Raw genomic sequence first — 13,745 nt, forward strand, 5'->3', positions numbered from 1 at the left:
CTTCACGCTGCCACAGTGCCGAGAACTTCGGCCAGGCCCGCTTCGATGGTCGCGCGGTTCAGTCCCTTCTGGCCGATGGCCACGAGCTGGGTGCGACGCGCTTCCTGCGGCAGCCAGGCGCGGTCGTAGAAGTGCTGGATGCGCGGGCCGACGGCCTGCACCACAAGGCGGCTCGGCTTGCCGCCGACCGCGACCATGCCCTTCACGCGCAGCACGTCATGCTCCGCGATCAGGTCCTTGAGGCGGGCGAGCAAGGCGTCGAGATCGGCGACATCGCCGCCCGAGACGACGAAGCTGTCGAAGTCGTCATGGTCGTGATCCGCGTCCAGTCCGTCGATGTGCGAGGGGCGGGAATCGAGGTCGTCCTCGGCAGCGGCAGTGATGCCCAGCAGCGCCGCGATATCGACCGCGCCGTGATCGGCGCGCACGATCTTCACGCCGGGGCGCGTTTCGGCCAGCACCAGCGTTTCGACATGGGCGAGAGCTTCGGCATCGACGAGGTCGGTCTTGTTGAGCACGACCATATCCGCGCAGCCGAGCTGTTCCTCGAACAGTTCTTCCAGCGGGCTTTCGTGGTCCAGCATCGGATCGGCGGCGCGGGCTGCGGCGAGGGCGACCTCGTCGGTGGCGAAGCGGCCGGCGGCAACGGCATCGGCGTCGATCAGAGCGACCACGCCGTCCACGGTGGCGCGGGTACGGATGTCAGGCCACTGGAAGGCCTTCACCAGTGGCTTTGGCAGGGCAAGGCCGCTGGTTTCGATAATGATGTGGTCGGGCTTGTTCTCGCGGTCGAGCAGCTTCTGCATGGTCGGCAGGAAATCGTCGGCGACGGTGCAGCAGATGCAGCCGTTGGCCAGTTCGACGATGTCGTCTTCCGGGCAGGCCTCGTCATTGCAGCCCTTCACCAGTTCGCTGTCGACGCCGACGTCGCCGAACTCGTTGATGATGAGCGCGAGGCGGCGGCCCTTGGCGTTCTGGAGCAGGTGGCGGATCAGCGTGGTCTTGCCGGCGCCGAGGAAGCCGGTGATGACGGTGGTGGGAACTTTGCTCATATCTCGTCTCCCGCGCGCCAGCGACCTGAAACGGCGGGGCGTCCCGTCGCGGGCGCGACGATGGCGGCACGCCGCGACGGACCGGCGCACGGGCGCCCGACGCGATATGCCGCTGCGGCCCCGGCCGCATGCATCACGTCGCTCAGACGGAAGAGTTACCGTGCCTTGGCCATTCCCTGGACCCGGGCAAGAGCGACATCGACGCCGGCAGGTTTCCTGGCTCGCGGGTCATCACGCGATGCACGGCCTTCCCAGGCCTCGCATGACTTAGCGTCCGGCCCAGTGGCTGCGGTGGGGGGCTTGCCCCGCCGCGAATGTGCATCGCGCTCGCCGCTTACAGTTGCAGGGACAGCCGCGGATCGGGACGGCGAACCGTCCTTACCGCGTTCCCGTATTAAGCCCCTTGCGGGGCACCGGCGCGATCTTCGTCGGGCCGCCAGAAGGCATCCCGAACCCGGAGGCGATTAGCCGGGGACGCCCCGCACCGCAAGACCCAGAGACTGCAATCGCCAACTCCGGTTGAAGGAAAGAACGGTACAGGAGAGCGGCGCCACATCGATGGCGAGCGCTGCGCGCAGCGGCAGTTCCAGCGCATGGGAGATGGCGGCGCGGATCGTCATCGGGTGCGTGATGGCGCAGGTCGGCGCGTCGGAGCCGGCAACGCGGTCCATCCATGCACCGATCCGCGTGCGAACCTGATCCAGTGTTTCACCCGCGGGCGCGCCTTGCGCGGGTTCGGCCAGCCACCGGCCAAGCTGTCCGGGATCGCTTGCCTCGATCTGCGCGAAGGACAAGCCTTGCCACTCGCCATGATCGATATCGGCAAGCGCCGGTTCGGTCCTGGCCGTAAGCCCCATCGCCGAGGCGGTCTCGGCAGCGGCGCGGGCAGGGCTGGCTTGCAGCGCGGCGTGGTAGCGTTGGGGCAACCTGGCCAGGGCGGCATCGCGTCGCCCTGCCGCATCCAGCGGTTCCGCCGGCTCGGGAAACCGGCCTTCGCGGCTCGACGCCGTGGCGGCGATGCAGATCAGCAGGAGGGGTGTCGCCAAGGGTAAATTCCGTGGGGTCGTTGACGCCGCGGCCCGCGCGGTCCTAAGGAAGCGGCGTCGAGTATCGAAGAAGCCGGTGAGAATCCGGCGCGGTCGCGCCACTGTAATCGCACGGGAACCATCCCGTCGAGAGCCAGACCTTCCTTCTTGGCAACAGGTTTCCCGGGGACGCGCAATCCCGCCAAGGAGCATGACAATGGCTGTTTCCACCGCAGTTTTCGACGACGCTTTCATTCCCGTGCCGGGCGGTAACGCCATTCCCCTGGAAGACATCGCGCCCTGGGCCGTGCTCGGCACGCTGCTGGCCGTCATCTTCATCTATTTCGTCAGCACCGAACAGGGCGCCTTCTCCCTGTTCCAGGGCATGTACGTCCACGAATTCGTCCACGACGGGCGTCACCTCCTCGGCTTCCCCTGCCACTGAGGCGCTGCACATGACCAGGGACTTGCTCTGGCGCGGGATGCTTGCCGGCATTCTGGGCGCACTTCTTGCCACGCTTTTCGCGCGGGGCTTTGCCGAACCGCAGATCGATCTGGCGATCGGTTACGAGGAAAGCCACTCCGCGCATGATGCCCCGTCCGGCCATGCCGGGATGGCCATGCCCCACGCTGGCACGCCGGCCGAGCCGCAGGAAGAGGAACTCGTCAGCCGCGATACGCAGAAAGGTGCGGGACTGGTGACCGCGCTCGTGCTGTACGGCGCTGCGGTGGGCGGGATCTTCTCGCTCGTCTTCGCTTACGGCTACGGGCGCATGGGAAATCTGGGCCCGCGCAGCTTCGCACTCATGCTGGCCGCGCTGACATTTGCGCTGGTGGTGTTGGTACCGGCGATCAAATATCCCCAGACCCCGCCAGCCGTGGGCAAGCACGAAACCGTGGCCCTGCGCACTGCCGCCTATTTCGGCATGATCGCGCTGTCGCTCGGCGCGGCCGTCGTGGCAGCGCGTATCAGGAGCGCCCTTGCACGACCGGGACGCGGTTTCGATGCCACGCTGCTCGGTCTTGTGATCTATCTGGGCCTGGTGGGCCTGGGGCAGTTTCTGCTGCCTGCCGTGAACGAGGTTCCCACGGACTTCCCGGCCGTGCTTCTGTGGAACTTCCGCGTGGCCTCCATCGGCACGCAGCTGGTTCTATGGGCGACGATCGGCCTCGCTTTCGGACTTTGGGCCGAGCGCGTGCTGCAGAAGGCAAAGTGCTGATCGTTCAATCGGTTGGAGTGCAGAGCTGCCTGGTTCAGGAACTCTGCACTTTGGCCACGAGACGGAGCGGCGCACGGCTCATCTCGTTGCCCGCCTGCGTGGCTTTCTGGAGCACTCTCAAGAAGACATCGCGCTCGTCCCGCGACAGGTGGACGACGAGATCGTCCTGAACCTTGTCGACCCAGGGTTCCGCGATATCGAGCGTCACCAGTCCCGCACTGCTGAGCATGAGCACTCGCGCCCGCCGGTCGGTAGGGCTGACTTCCCGGTCTACGAGGCCTTTCTGCACCAGCCTGTCGATGACGCCGCCAATGGTCACGCGGTCGTAGGCGATCATGCCGGCGAGGGTCTGCTGATCCAGTCCGGGGTGGTCGCGAAGCGTGAGCAGCGCCGCATATTGCACGGACGTGAGATCGAGACCGGCTTCCGCCATGCGCGAGGCAAAGCGCGCAAGGGAAATCTGCTGCAGGCGGCGGATCAGATGTCCGGGCATTGTCTCGAGGTCGCTCATGGATAGCCACCTAGCGTGAGAACCGCCGCCTGCTCAAGATGATGTTGCGCCGGAAGGGGTTGTCGGCGTTATTTTACAAGGATTTCATCCGCCCCGGCGATCAGGATCGTTCTCCGGCATGGTCCTGAGCGGTAAAAATCGGCGACGTGTCTAGATTTCGTATTCCGGTTGCCATGTTTTGGCGGCGACGCGTTCCTGCTTCTTCACGGGCAGCCCCTGTTGCCGTCGGGCCATCTCGCCATGAAGCTTGCGAACCATGTCGCTGCCGGCGTGGGTGAGCAGGCCGGGAACGAACCCGTGCAGCATGGTCCCAAGGCCGGCCACCACCATGCGCAGGCCGAAGCGATTGGCGACCAGCCAGTGCTCCCCATAGCTTTCGTTTACTTTTCGCGGGTGCTCGATGAAAAGGGCTTTGAACATCCTGGCTTCCTCTTTCCGCCTTCGATCACGCGGTGGGCGGATAGGGGTGATGGCCGAAGACCCAGTGCGTTCGCGGATCGGCCTGATCGTCAATCAGGAGGACCTTGGCGCTGTGCCCCTTCATGCCGACCTGATGCGCGGCATCGATGGCACGGTTGAGTGCGGCTCGCTGGCTTTCGAATGCGGCCAGGAACACGCCATGAAGGCTTACCGCCCAGTCGAGGCCCTTGCGGACGACGTGGAAATCGCTGTGAGGCATGAAACCATACTCCCTTTCGATTTTGACACTGGCCAATCCCGTTTGTGACGTAGCGTCGCGGTTGGCTCGATCGCTGTCAATCTGCCCCTTGAGGGGCGGTATTCTCGGAGGCCGGCTCGCGGCCTTGTTTGTCAACTTATTTACTTGAGAATGTATCGTCAAGCCCGGTGTTCCCATCCCCGTGGATCTGGCGGTGAATGGCGGCTACCTTGCGACCGGCTGCAAACGATCGTCCGTCGACACGATCTGCAAAAGCGGAAAACTGCCATTTTTCGCACTTCACAAGGGTATCATCCGAAACTCGAACGCGTCCGGCGCGTTTCAGGACAGGACAAGTTCGGCGCGCCGCTGTCCGGCCGCCGGCACCATTGGGAGCCAGGAAAAGTGGATATCTACGCAGGACCGCGGAGCCATGTCGCAAGGCCCGCTTCGCGAGAGGACGAGTCGCTCGGCAAGCAGGGGCGCAGCGACGCGGCCGTTCTTCAGGTACATCTGCTGGGCGATTCGGTGCGCGCCGCAGGGCAGTTCCAGCGCTCCGCGCTCGGCCATATGGACCACGAGAACTGGATAGAGCGCGTCCGGGCAGACGGGCAACGGCTGATGGATCTGCTCAGCCAGATGGGTTTCAGCCCGAATTCGAGTGGTTCGGCGCGAACCTCCGAAGTTCGCCGATAACACCGGCTCCCGCTGCAACCCACGGAAGAGTTGTCGGTTTAACCTCTTCGGAAAAAGCCATGCTCCGCGAGCATTGGAAAGGAGAGGGACATGACGGCACCGCGCGAAAGCAAGACGTCCATCGGCAACCATCGGCTTCATCCCGATACCCTGATGCTCAATTACGGCTACGACCCGCTCCTGTCCGAAGGAGCGGTGAAACCGCCGGTATTCCTTACCTCCACATTCGTATTTCCCACCGCCGAAGAAGGCCGCGACTTTTTCGACTATGTCGCGGGCCGCAAGGAACCGCCGCCGGGACAGGGGCGGGGCCTGGTCTATTCGCGCTTCAACCATCCCAACAGCGAGATCGTCGAGGACCGCATGGCGGTCTACGAAGGGGCGGAAGCGGGGGTGGTGTTCTCCTCGGGCATGGGCGCGATCACGACCACGATCCTGACGTTCGCCCGGCCCGGCGATGTCATCCTCCATTCCCAGCCCCTTTACGGCGGCACCGAAACGCTTCTTGCCAAGACACTGGCCAACCTCGGCATCAAGGCGATGGGTTTCAGCGACGGGCTGGACGAAGAAGCCATAGCCGGCGCCGCCAGGCAGGCCATCGCCAATGGCAGAGTGTCACTGGTGCTGATCGAAACGCCGGCAAATCCCACCAACAGCCTCGTCGACATCGCACTGCTGAGGCGCCTGTGCGAGGATATCGAGCGGCAGCAGGGGCACCGCCCGCTGCTGGTTTGCGACAATACGCTGCTCGGTCCCGTCTTCCAGCATCCCCTGCGGCTCGGCGCGGATATTTCTCTCTATTCGCTGACCAAATATGTCGGTGGTCATTCGGACCTCGTGGCGGGTGCGGCCCTGGGGTCGGCCAAGCTGATGCGCGAGGTGCGGCTGCTGCGCAGTGCCATCGGCACCCAGCTCGATCCGCATAGCTGCTGGATGCTCGGCCGCTCGCTGGAAACGCTGGGCCTGCGCATGGAGCGGGCCAATACCAACGCCGCGGCGGCGGCGAACTTCCTGCGATCCCATCCCAAGATCGTGGGCGTGGCCTATCCGCCCTTCTACCCCGAAGGAAGCCGGCAGGCCGAAGTCTTCGCCGCGCAATGCAGCGGCGCGGGCTCCACGTTCGCCTTCGATATCGCGGGCGGACAGCCGGCCGCGTTCCGCTTCCTCAACGCGCTGGAGATATTCAAGCTGGCGGTGAGCCTGGGTGGTACCGAGTCCCTGGCCAGTCATCCGGCGACGACGACGCATTCCGGAGTTCCGGTGGAAGTCCGCGATCGGATCGGGGTGATGGAATCGACCATTCGCCTGTCCATCGGCATCGAACACCCGGACGACATCGTGGCCGATCTCGCCCAGGCGCTGGACGCCAGCTAGCGCGATCAATCGTCGATGCGATAGTCGATCGGCTTGAACGTCCCGCCATTGCTCGCATAGGCCGAGCAGGCGGTGAGGCCGATGACAAGGTCCTGTTCGGCACGGAACGACACGCTGTCACCGGCACGACTGGGCGGCGGCAGCACGGAAATGCCCCCGGTGCTGTCTACCGGCACGTTCATGAAGCAATTGAAGGCCACCGGAATATCGTCCGGCGAGACACCGTAGGGCGCCAGCGCTTCCGCCAGGTTGCCGAAGCAGCCCCGATGTTCCGGCTTGTCCGGATAGAAATGCCTGAAGGTATCGACGCTGCACGGGGTCAGCAGGAAATCATGGCAGCCCACGCTGTCTTCCTCGATCGTGAGCAGGACGCGGGAGCGGTTGGACCAGATCCGGTTGCCGCGCGTGAGCCTGAGGGTTTCCTCATAATCGAAGGTCCGGCCATTGCTGATCACTTCGCGCACATCACTGGCGGAGAAAGCCAGCAGGTCGGACACTTGCGTACCGAGCGGATCGACTACCGTGAGCAATTGTCCACGCGCCAAGGGAAACGCCGCGCCGCTGCGGGGCATGATGCGGTTCATGTCGCTCACCGTGCGGAGCGCGGGTTCTGGAAAGGGCACTGCCATTCCGGGCCGACCAGGCGGCCGCTATATTGCGCCGCCTCGCTCACCTCACCGTGGCGCGCGAGCATGGGATTGATCGAACCGGCCATCTTCACATCGCGCTCCAGGATCGTTTCGCGTATCTTTTCATAGCTTCCCTGCGCGCGAAGCTGCTCGAATTGGTCATGGAGATTGAATACCATGACCGGCCGCTCGAAACGACGGGCAGGGCGACTGGCCTGCGGGTGCATGCCGACGACGAAGAACGCCTCGCCGCCAAAGCTCAGCGAGAAATGCGGGTCGTCCGGATCGCTGCTGACGCGGCGATCGTAAGGCAGACCCAGCCAGGCATCCTTGTCCGTGAGGGACTGGACGCGGTTCCACAAGGCATGTTCGAACCGATCTTCGCTCAACGGGCCGTCATCCGCGAAGATCACGGCCAGACTGCGGAACAGCGACGGGTCCTCCTGATAGCTTGCTGACCAGTCCAGCAGCTTTTCATAGATGACGAGATCGTCCCACGAACTCTCGATCGAATGGCACACGGCAATCGCCAGAGTACCGCGCGAGAGCGCCGATTTCGCGCCAACGCAGGGGAACGCCCTGGACTCGATGAATGCCCTGAAACGTTCTTCCCAGAGCGAACGATCTTCTTCGGAAAACACGCTGCTTCCTCTCCAGCTTCGGCTTCGGTGGCAGTGAACCGATGCTTCGATTATCTTGCGTTTCAGTTCAGGCCCTTGCGTTCCTGAACACCGGTACGTTCTTCCTGATCGAGGCGCTCCGCGTGCCAGATGTTGCGGCCGACGAAGATCAGCACGATCATGGCCAGCAGGATCACGACAACGGTGATCCCTGCGCGTTGCAGGCGGCGCTGGCTGGGCTTGTCGCGGTCCCTCATCATGCCGCCAGCAGATTGAGAGCGGTCGGCCGTGCCGGGGGAAGGCCGTCGGCCCTGGCCTGGGCGATCAGTTCCTGCTTGCGGGCCATCATGCGGTCTCGCAAGTCGACAAGATCGACACCGGCCTTTCGGCATTGCGCGAACATGCCTTCGGCGGGCATCTCTTCCTCGTGAACATGGTGCTTGATCTCTTCGGACAGCACTTTGACCTTTGCCACGAAGAAATCGTCCTCGGGAGAGGCCGCTTCGATATCGTTGATCAGGACTTTTGCGCCATCGTGCTCGACATAGGCCTCGTCCAGCGTGTCATTCTCGATCTTGCCGCGGAATGCCGGATAGAAGATTTCCTCTTCGATCAGGGTGTGGATCTTCAGCTCGATACAGACCTGATGCGCGATCTTCTTCTTTTGCGACGAAGACTTCGCAGCGGTGAAGGTATCGAACAGTGTTTCGACCTTGCGATGATCGGCCTTGAGGAGGGCAATGGCGTCGGTGAAGGATTCGGTCATGGCGTCTTCCTTGTCGGATTTGCCCTGTTAAGCTCGCAGATGTTCCACGCGTTCCCGCTCTATTGATCTATGTTTCTTCGATTGTCTGGGCTTGCTGCAAGAGACCGGAATAGTGCGATGAACCGTTATTTCCCGTATTGGTGCGCTTGAAGCGGAACGAGTACGCGGGCTCGCGACTTGTCCTGGCTGAGCGGCTTAGCCCGCACTTCCAGCAAGGACGCACCGCTCCATGAAGAACCAGGCCGACGCTCACACCGAAACGCCCAGCCTCAAGGGTCGCAAGGCGATCATCACCGGGGGAACGACCGGCATCGGCCGCGCCATCGCCGTGCTACTGGCCAGCGAGGGCGTGGACGTGTTCATATGCGGTCGCTCGCCGGAACACCTTGCCGATGCCCTGGAGCGGATCCGGGAAGTGGGGAACGGCGAGGGCGTTGCTCTGGACCTTGCAGATCCCGAACAGCTGGACACCTTCTTCGCAGAGGCGCGCGCCAGTCTGGGGCAGCCAGACATCGTGGTGGTGAATGCCGCCGTGCCCGCCCGCGCCCTCTCGGACATGACCTCGGACGAAATCCGCTATGCCGTGGCCGTGGACTTCACGGCCTATATCCTGAGCGCCAAAGCCGCGCAGGAAGCGCTGGTGGACCAGGGCGACATCGTCCTCATCGGCTCCATGTCAGCCCATGTGCTCGGCCCCGGCTCGACTGTCTATGCCGGAATGAAGGCCGGGATCGCCGGCTTTTCGGAGGCGCTTCGCCGCGAACTCGGACCGCAGGGGATCAAGGTCGCACTGGTCGAGCCCGGCAAGACCGGCGCCGATTTCCAGTACCCCGACATCCCGGCGGAAAAGCAGCGCGAGATGATCGCCGAGGAAACCATGCTGCGCGCAGAGGACATCGCTGTGGGCGTTCACTACCTGTTGACGCAGCCGCGCCGTGCGGTGGTGCAACAGCTCACCATCGCGCCCCGCGCTCAGGCGCAGGAATGACCGCGCGCGCCTTCCGTTACAGCGACACCGCAAGGTGGCCCAGCGCGAGGGCAATTCCTGCGCAGGATATGGCGGCACCGAGGCCGAGTTGGACGGGGCCGACCCATTGGCGGAGGGGCAGGGCGAGGTCTTGTTCAAGCTTTGTCATGTCGCCAGACTAGCGCGCCTGGGCTTCAGGAAGGATCGCGAAAAGCCGTTATCTGTGATCGGCTTCCGTCATGACTTCGCAGGCAAGCCTGCGAACCATTCGGCATAAGGCGTGTTCGGGACCAGATGTCGATTGAGGTCCGGCTCGCCGTCCTTCCACCATACCGGACCTCGCTCGCCCAGGGCGCGTTTAGCATGATCGACCTCCTGCCGCGCGGCGGCTTCCCCGGCGGCATCACCGGTGCGCATGGCTGTTCCCACGGCGCGCCGCGCGCGCATCAGCTCCTTCACCAGGGCGCTGCGGTGCTCCTCTGTCAGCGAGGGGTCGGACTTGCGCCACAACCGCCCGCGCACCACGAAGTAGCGACCGTCCGGTGTCTCGGGATATTGCCCTCCTTCGCTCATTCCCGTCCAAACCCGCAGAAGAGGGCAGGGTTTCCCCGAGCAGCGGCCCGAGGGATTTATCGTTGCGGCTTTATCGTTTCTCCGGCGTGGGATAGAGCGCGCATCCTGGACGAGAGCAAGGACGACAGGTGAAAGCTGAAACGAAGGGCCGGGGTAACAGCCGTGCCGCGCGCGGACTGTTCGTCGCGACCATTCTGACAGGCAGCTTCCTGCTGTTTCTGGTGCAGCCGATGGTCGCGCGGATGGCCTTGCCGCGTCTCGGCGGCGCACCCAACGTCTGGAACAGCGCGATGCTGGTCTACCAGGCCCTGGTGCTTGCAGGCTACGCCTACGCCCATCTGCTCGGCAGGTTGTCCTTGCCGAAGCAGGCATTCGTCCATCTCGGCGTGCTGGTCCTGGCAGGCCTGACTTTGCCGGTCGGACTGGTGGATCTCGCCCAGCCCAGGGGTCTGCCCGAAGCCCTCTGGGTGCCGGTACTCATGGGCCTGAGCATCGGCCCGGTGTTCTTCGCCGTCTCCGCGCAAGCCCCGCTGATGCAGCGCTGGTTCGCTGCAGACCCGGCGGCGGGAGCGCCCTGGGCGCTTTACGCGGCCTCCAATCTCGGCAGCTTCGCCGGACTGCTGGCCTACCCGCTCGTGGCCGAGCCGATGTTGACGCTGCGCAGCCAGAGCCTTGCCTGGTCGCTCGGCTTCGGCGTGCTCGTACTGCTCGTCGGGGTCGCCGCGGCGAGCCGGAGAGGGCTGCCGCCTATCTCTCTAGCGCAAGAGGTCCAGGAACCCGCGCCCCGGATCGACGGCCGGACCACGGTGCGATGGCTGGCGCTGGCGGCGGTTCCCTCCGGCCTCATGCTCTCGACGACGACGCATCTGACCACCGACATCTTCGCCATGCCGCTGCTCTGGGTCATTCCGCTTGGTCTCTACCTCCTGAGTTTCGTGGTGGCCTTCGCTGATCGGCGCGGGCCGGCGCTGGCGATTTCCCGGATAGCGCCTGTCGTGGTCCTTTTCGCGGGCAGTTATGCCATGTTGTCCAATGGTTCCGGCACGCTGTGGATCGCGGGCGGGGCCTGTCTCATGCTGTTCTGCATCGCCGTTTCCCTTCACAAGCGGCTCTACGACCTCCGGCCGGGACCGGCGCAATTGACCCGCTTCTATCTCGTGATGTCAGCGGGGGGAGCGTTGGGGGGGCTGTTCACGGCCCTGGTCGCACCGCTCGTTTTCGATTGGGCATGGGAGCATCCGCTGCTGGTTCTGGCCGCGGCTATGCTCATGCCGCTCGAACCGCTGCTGCGCTGGCGTAGCGGCGAGGGGATCGAGCCGGGCATGGCCGGCGTGGCGCTTGTGCTCCTGCTGGCGTTCGCGGCGTTTCTGGGCTGGCAGCTCGATCAATTTGCCCTGCGCCCGGAAGAAGGCCTGGCGGCGGTCCTGCTCACGGTTTTCCTGGTGGGCACCGGCGTCATGGTCATGGCCTGGCGCTGGGCTTTCGTAGCCGTCCTGGCCGTGGCGATGGTCGCGCAGGGCGGCATCTGGACGATCCGTGCGACGCTGGGCGGTGAGCGTACCCGCAGCTATTTCGGCATCTATACCGTGCGCGACACGGCCGACGGCACCTTGCGCACGCTGGCGCACGGCACGACACTCCACGGCGAGCAATCGCTGGAGCCCGGCCGCGCGCGGGATGCCTTGACCTATTACGGCCCGACTTCGGGCGTGGCCCTGGCGCTGGCCGCGGCACCGCACCTCGAAGGACCGGGCGCCCGCGTGGGTGTCGTCGGGCTGGGCACCGGTTCGCTGGCCTGCCGCGCGGCGTCGGGGCAGCACTGGACTTTCTTCGAGATCGACCCGGTGATCCTGCGCTTCTCGACCGAGGGCCGGTTCACGTTCCTGCGCGACTGCACGCCTCAGGCCAAGGTCGTCCTCGGCGATGCGCGTCTGGAACTGTCGCATATGCCGGCCCGCGCTTTCGACGTGCTGGTGATCGATGCCTTTTCGAGCGATGCCATTCCGGTCCATCTGCTCACGACGGAAGCGCTGCAAGTCTATGCGCGGGCACTGACGCCGCGCGGCCTGCTTCTGCTCCATATCTCCAACCGCTACATCAATCTGGCGCCCGTGGTGGGCACCAATGCGGAAGTCAGCGGAATGGCGGCGATGTCGCGCCTGGACCATCCCACGGACACGGATCACTACACACCGTCACGCTGGATCGCGCTGTCTCGGGATGGGGGCGTGCTGAAGGCTCTGGACCGGATGAGCGCCGACGCGCCCTGGGCGCCGCTCGACGAGCGGGCGGCTCGATCCTGGACCGACGATCACGCCTCGATCCTGCCATTCGTTCGATGGGACCGGATGACCGGTCAACCATGAAGGGGCCGTCCCGTAGATCCGAGACAGGGCGGCGAAAAGCGCCAAGCTCGAAGCTCCTTATACAGGATCGATAATATAGATTATGTTAAACTATGGGAGTGACTAACGCACGGTTTTCACGGCGCTTTCGAGGCCCCTCCCGTGCGGCTCTCATGTGGGCGCTACGGAATGGCCCTGAAGCCGAAGCTCCAGGGCCATTCGGCAAACGTCAGTTCGCCAGCGTCGCGTTGTCGATCACGAAGCGGTACTTCACGTCGCTGCGCTGCATGCGGTCGTAGGCCTCGTTGATATCCTTGATGTCGATCATCTCGATATCGGAAACCACACCCTTTTCCGCGCAGAAGTCGAGCATCTCCTGCGTCTCGGCGATACCGCCGATCAGCGAACCGGCGATGGTGCGGCGGCGGAAGATCAGCGCGCCGACGTTCGGCGACGGATGCGGATGCTCGGGAACGCCCACCAGGGTCATCGTGCCGTCGCGCTTCAGCAAGGCCGTGAAGGCATCGAGATCGTGGCTGGCGGCGACCGTGTTCAGGATCAGATCGAAGCTGTTGGCATGGGCTGCCATCTCGTCGGGATTGCGCGAGACGACGACCTCATCGGCGCCCAGCTCCAGCGCCGCGTCGCGCTTGCTTTCCGAAGTCGTGAAGGCAACCACATGCGCGCCGAGAGCATGGGCGAGCTTGACGCCCATGTGGCCAAGGCCGCCGATGCCGACGATGCCGACCTTCTTGCCCGGTCCGGCATTCCAGTGACGCAGCGGCGACCAGGTGGTGATGCCGGCGCAGAGCAGCGGCGCCACGGCGGCGAGCTGTTCGGCCGGATGGTTGATCTTCAGGACGAACTTGTCGCTGACCACGATGTTCTGCGAGTAACCGCCAAGCGTGTGACCCGGCGCATCCGCAGTCTGGCCGTTGTAAGTGCCGACGAAGCCATTGTCGCAATATTGCTCCAGGCCTTCGTCGCACGCCGAGCAATGCTGGCAGCTGTCGACCATGCAGCCGACGCCGACCGTGTCGCCGACGGCGAAGGCAGAGACTTCGCTGCCGACGGCGCTGACCGTGCCGACGATCTCGTGGCCCGGTACGCAGGGATAGAGGGTCCCTGCCCACTCGCCGCGGGCCTGGTGAAGGTCGGAATGGCAAACGCCGCAATAGGCGATGTCGATTGCGACGTCGTGCGCGCCAGGCGCGCGGCGCTCGATATCGAGCGCCACGAGCGGCGTCTTTTCGGTGACGGCTCCGAAAGCTTTCGTCATCGTTGCTGAATCCTTGATGCTGAGAGAATG

The 13,745-nt window shown here is 64.4% G+C and carries 18 protein-coding genes and 1 riboswitch; of the genes, 6 read left to right on the plus strand and 12 right to left on the minus strand.

Translation table 11 applies throughout. From position 1 onward, the window contains the following. Window positions 1–2: 2 nt before the first annotated feature. Both cobW and AC1VV3_RS17765 read right to left on the minus strand, forming a co-directional pair. Window positions 3–1,052 (minus strand): cobalamin biosynthesis protein CobW, encoded by a 1,050-nt coding sequence (gene cobW / locus AC1VV3_RS17760; protein WP_482963116.1) that lies wholly within the window; start codon window positions 1,050–1,052, stop codon window positions 3–5. Between the two features lie 189 nt (window positions 1,053–1,241). Beyond that, a riboswitch (cobalamin riboswitch) is annotated at window positions 1,242–1,484 on the minus strand. Window positions 1,485–1,516: 32 nt separating this feature from the next. Next, the gene (locus AC1VV3_RS17765) at window positions 1,517–2,098 is read right to left on the minus strand and encodes a histidine phosphatase family protein (RefSeq protein WP_482963117.1); all 582 of its coding nucleotides are present in this window, start codon (window positions 2,096–2,098) and stop codon (window positions 1,517–1,519) included. Window positions 2,099–2,294: 196 nt separating this feature from the next. Between AC1VV3_RS17765 and AC1VV3_RS17770 the strand changes: the two genes are divergently transcribed. Further along, complete coding sequence (locus AC1VV3_RS17770; protein WP_442045927.1) at window positions 2,295–2,522, plus strand: CbtB domain-containing protein; 228 nt, start codon at window positions 2,295–2,297, stop codon at window positions 2,520–2,522. Window positions 2,523–2,532: 10 nt separating this feature from the next. Beyond that, entirely contained in the window at window positions 2,533–3,297 is a 765-nt protein-coding gene (locus AC1VV3_RS17775) for a CbtA family protein (RefSeq protein ID WP_431568979.1), read from the plus strand. A 34-nt stretch (window positions 3,298–3,331) separates the two neighbouring features. Here AC1VV3_RS17775 and AC1VV3_RS17780 read toward each other — a convergent pair whose 3' ends face one another. From AC1VV3_RS17780 to AC1VV3_RS17790, 3 genes are all read right to left on the minus strand, one after another. Then, window positions 3,332–3,808 carry a MarR family winged helix-turn-helix transcriptional regulator gene (locus AC1VV3_RS17780; protein ID WP_134095510.1) on the minus strand — a complete coding sequence of 159 codons (477 nt, stop codon included), beginning with the start codon at window positions 3,806–3,808 and terminating at the stop codon, window positions 3,332–3,334. A 150-nt stretch (window positions 3,809–3,958) separates the two neighbouring features. Continuing rightward, complete coding sequence (locus tag AC1VV3_RS17785; RefSeq protein WP_132265671.1) at window positions 3,959–4,228, minus strand: DUF6356 family protein; 270 nt, start codon at window positions 4,226–4,228, stop codon at window positions 3,959–3,961. A 25-nt stretch (window positions 4,229–4,253) separates the two neighbouring features. Next, a complete protein-coding gene (locus AC1VV3_RS17790; RefSeq protein WP_134095511.1) occupies window positions 4,254–4,487 on the minus strand; it encodes a hypothetical protein in 234 nt (77 codons plus the stop codon). Window positions 4,488–4,637: 150 nt separating this feature from the next. Between AC1VV3_RS17790 and AC1VV3_RS17795 the strand changes: the two genes are divergently transcribed. Beyond that, window positions 4,638–5,162, plus strand: a complete 525-nt coding sequence (locus tag AC1VV3_RS17795) for a hypothetical protein (RefSeq protein ID WP_482963118.1) — start codon at window positions 4,638–4,640, stop codon at window positions 5,160–5,162. A 90-nt stretch (window positions 5,163–5,252) separates the two neighbouring features. Next, entirely contained in the window at window positions 5,253–6,536 is a 1,284-nt protein-coding gene (locus tag AC1VV3_RS17800) for a cystathionine gamma-synthase family protein (protein WP_482963119.1), read from the plus strand. A gap of 5 nt (window positions 6,537–6,541) precedes the next feature. On the opposite strand, the gene AC1VV3_RS17805 is transcribed toward AC1VV3_RS17800, so the two are convergent. From AC1VV3_RS17805 to AC1VV3_RS17820, 4 genes are all read right to left on the minus strand, one after another. After that, window positions 6,542–7,120: a DUF1989 domain-containing protein gene (locus AC1VV3_RS17805; protein ID WP_482963160.1), complete on the minus strand. Its 579-nt coding sequence runs from the start codon at window positions 7,118–7,120 to the stop codon at window positions 6,542–6,544. 5 nt (window positions 7,121–7,125) lie between these two features. Beyond that, window positions 7,126–7,806, minus strand: a complete 681-nt coding sequence (gntA, locus tag AC1VV3_RS17810) for a guanitoxin biosynthesis heme-dependent pre-guanitoxin N-hydroxylase GntA (protein ID WP_134095515.1) — start codon at window positions 7,804–7,806, stop codon at window positions 7,126–7,128. A gap of 62 nt (window positions 7,807–7,868) precedes the next feature. After that, window positions 7,869–8,045 (minus strand): hypothetical protein, encoded by a 177-nt coding sequence (locus AC1VV3_RS17815; protein WP_482963120.1) that lies wholly within the window; start codon window positions 8,043–8,045, stop codon window positions 7,869–7,871. Beyond that, window positions 8,042–8,551: a hemerythrin domain-containing protein gene (locus AC1VV3_RS17820; protein WP_482963121.1), complete on the minus strand. Its 510-nt coding sequence runs from the start codon at window positions 8,549–8,551 to the stop codon at window positions 8,042–8,044. The genes AC1VV3_RS17815 and AC1VV3_RS17820 overlap by 4 nt, the downstream gene beginning before the upstream one ends. A gap of 229 nt (window positions 8,552–8,780) precedes the next feature. On the opposite strand from AC1VV3_RS17820, the gene AC1VV3_RS17825 reads away from it, so the two are divergent. Continuing rightward, window positions 8,781–9,539, plus strand: a complete 759-nt coding sequence (locus tag AC1VV3_RS17825) for an SDR family oxidoreductase (protein WP_482963122.1) — start codon at window positions 8,781–8,783, stop codon at window positions 9,537–9,539. Between the two features lie 16 nt (window positions 9,540–9,555). On the opposite strand, the gene AC1VV3_RS17830 is transcribed toward AC1VV3_RS17825, so the two are convergent. Both AC1VV3_RS17830 and AC1VV3_RS17835 read right to left on the minus strand, forming a co-directional pair. Next, the gene (locus AC1VV3_RS17830) at window positions 9,556–9,687 is read right to left on the minus strand and encodes a hypothetical protein (protein WP_482963123.1); all 132 of its coding nucleotides are present in this window, start codon (window positions 9,685–9,687) and stop codon (window positions 9,556–9,558) included. A gap of 68 nt (window positions 9,688–9,755) precedes the next feature. Then, on the minus strand, window positions 9,756–10,091 hold the full coding sequence (locus tag AC1VV3_RS17835; protein ID WP_482963124.1) for a hypothetical protein: 336 nt from the start codon (window positions 10,089–10,091) through the stop codon (window positions 9,756–9,758). 128 nt (window positions 10,092–10,219) lie between these two features. On the opposite strand from AC1VV3_RS17835, the gene AC1VV3_RS17840 reads away from it, so the two are divergent. Then, on the plus strand, window positions 10,220–12,457 hold the full coding sequence (locus AC1VV3_RS17840; RefSeq protein WP_482963125.1) for a fused MFS/spermidine synthase: 2,238 nt from the start codon (window positions 10,220–10,222) through the stop codon (window positions 12,455–12,457). Between the two features lie 208 nt (window positions 12,458–12,665). On the opposite strand, the gene AC1VV3_RS17845 is transcribed toward AC1VV3_RS17840, so the two are convergent. Continuing rightward, window positions 12,666–13,715, minus strand: a complete 1,050-nt coding sequence (locus tag AC1VV3_RS17845) for an NAD(P)-dependent alcohol dehydrogenase (RefSeq protein WP_134095520.1) — start codon at window positions 13,713–13,715, stop codon at window positions 12,666–12,668. Window positions 13,716–13,745: the final 30 nt, after the last annotated feature.

It is taken from the genome of Novosphingobium sp. BL-S-34, from assembly GCF_056857015.1.

Bases quoted from the DNA above. Each gene is read 5' to 3' on its own strand.
- AC1VV3_RS17845 (WP_134095520.1), bottom strand. From the start codon at position 13,715: ATGACGAAAGCTTTCGGAGCCGTCACCGAAAAGACGCCGCTCGTGGCG.
- AC1VV3_RS17785 (WP_132265671.1), bottom strand. From the start codon at position 4,228: ATGTTCAAAGCCCTTTTCATCGAGCACCCGCGAAAAGTAAACGAAAGC.
- AC1VV3_RS17835 (WP_482963124.1), bottom strand. From the start codon at position 10,091: ATGAGCGAAGGAGGGCAATATCCCGAGACACCGGACGGTCGCTACTTC.
- AC1VV3_RS17805 (WP_482963160.1), bottom strand. From the start codon at position 7,120: ATGAACCGCATCATGCCCCGCAGCGGCGCGGCGTTTCCCTTGGCGCGT.
- AC1VV3_RS17795 (WP_482963118.1), top strand. From the start codon at position 4,638: ATGTATCGTCAAGCCCGGTGTTCCCATCCCCGTGGATCTGGCGGTGAA.
- AC1VV3_RS17770 (WP_442045927.1), top strand. From the start codon at position 2,295: ATGGCTGTTTCCACCGCAGTTTTCGACGACGCTTTCATTCCCGTGCCG.
- AC1VV3_RS17830 (WP_482963123.1), bottom strand. From the start codon at position 9,687: ATGACAAAGCTTGAACAAGACCTCGCCCTGCCCCTCCGCCAATGGGTC.
- AC1VV3_RS17825 (WP_482963122.1), top strand. From the start codon at position 8,781: ATGAAGAACCAGGCCGACGCTCACACCGAAACGCCCAGCCTCAAGGGT.
- AC1VV3_RS17790 (WP_134095511.1), bottom strand. From the start codon at position 4,487: ATGCCTCACAGCGATTTCCACGTCGTCCGCAAGGGCCTCGACTGGGCG.
- AC1VV3_RS17815 (WP_482963120.1), bottom strand. From the start codon at position 8,045: ATGATGAGGGACCGCGACAAGCCCAGCCAGCGCCGCCTGCAACGCGCA.
- AC1VV3_RS17780 (WP_134095510.1), bottom strand. From the start codon at position 3,808: ATGAGCGACCTCGAGACAATGCCCGGACATCTGATCCGCCGCCTGCAG.
- cobW (WP_482963116.1), bottom strand. From the start codon at position 1,052: ATGAGCAAAGTTCCCACCACCGTCATCACCGGCTTCCTCGGCGCCGGC.
- AC1VV3_RS17775 (WP_431568979.1), top strand. From the start codon at position 2,533: ATGACCAGGGACTTGCTCTGGCGCGGGATGCTTGCCGGCATTCTGGGC.
- AC1VV3_RS17800 (WP_482963119.1), top strand. From the start codon at position 5,253: ATGACGGCACCGCGCGAAAGCAAGACGTCCATCGGCAACCATCGGCTT.
- AC1VV3_RS17820 (WP_482963121.1), bottom strand. From the start codon at position 8,551: ATGACCGAATCCTTCACCGACGCCATTGCCCTCCTCAAGGCCGATCAT.